General features: G+C 65.0%; 1 protein-coding gene. It reads left to right on the forward strand.

Translation table 11 applies throughout. The annotated features are described in order from the left end of the window. On the forward strand, window positions 1-972 hold a 972-nt coding region (locus tag AC0V2Y_RS27945; protein WP_475418015.1), incomplete at both ends, for a condensation domain-containing protein.

Consider the following 972-nt stretch of genomic DNA (forward strand, 5'->3'; position numbering starts at 1 on the left):
CGCTGGCGAACTGCGCGCCCAGCTTGGCGCCCATCTGGCCGATTACATGATTCCCAGCGCCTTCGTCACGCTCGACGCCTTCCCGCTGACCAGCAACGGCAAGCTCGATCGCACGGCGCTGCCGGCGCCCGATCTGCAAGCGCTGGCGCGCGGCAGGTACGTCGCCGCGGAAGGTCAGGTGGAACAGGCGCTGTGCCAGGCATGGAGCACGGTGCTCAAGGTGGAGCAAGTCGGCGTGGAAGATAACTACTTCGACATCGGCGGCGACTCGATCCGCAGCATCGCCATCGTGGCGGCGGCCCGCGCGCACGGCATCGAACTGGCCATTGTCGACCTGTTCAGGCATCCGACCGTGCGCGCCCTGGCGCAGGCGCTGGCCGTGCGCGACGGCGCCGCCGCGCTCAGTCAAGACATGGAAATCCTCGACGCAGCGGACCGCGCGTCGCTGCCGGAACGGGTGCAGGACGCCTATCCGATGACGCTGCTGCAGATGGGCATGGTGTTCCACAACCAGTATGAGCAGGATGCGGGGTTGTATCACGATGTGTTCAGCAACCATGTCACGCTGCCGGCCTGGGATGAAGGCGTACTGCGTCAGGTGCTGGCGGCAATGGCGGAAAAACATCCGGTGCTGCGCACCAGCTTCGACCTGAGCCGCTATAGCGAGCCGCTGCAGCTGGTATGGCGCGATGCGGAAGTGCCGCTGATCGTGGCCGACCTGCGCGAGCTGAGCACGGCTGAGCAGGATCAGATCGTGGCCGGATTCATCGACGCCGAACGCAAGTCCGCTTTCGATCTGGCCAGCGCTCCGCTGCTGCGCATCTTCGTGCACCTGCGCGGCGCCAAGGCGATACAGTACACCTTCAGCTTCCACCATGCGATTCTCGATGGCTGGAGCGTGGCCTCGTTCCAGACCGAGCTGTTCAATGCCTACTTCGCTGCGCTCGAAGGCAAGGACATTGCGCTGCCATC

This window comes from Janthinobacterium sp. BHSEK, assembly GCF_056174685.1.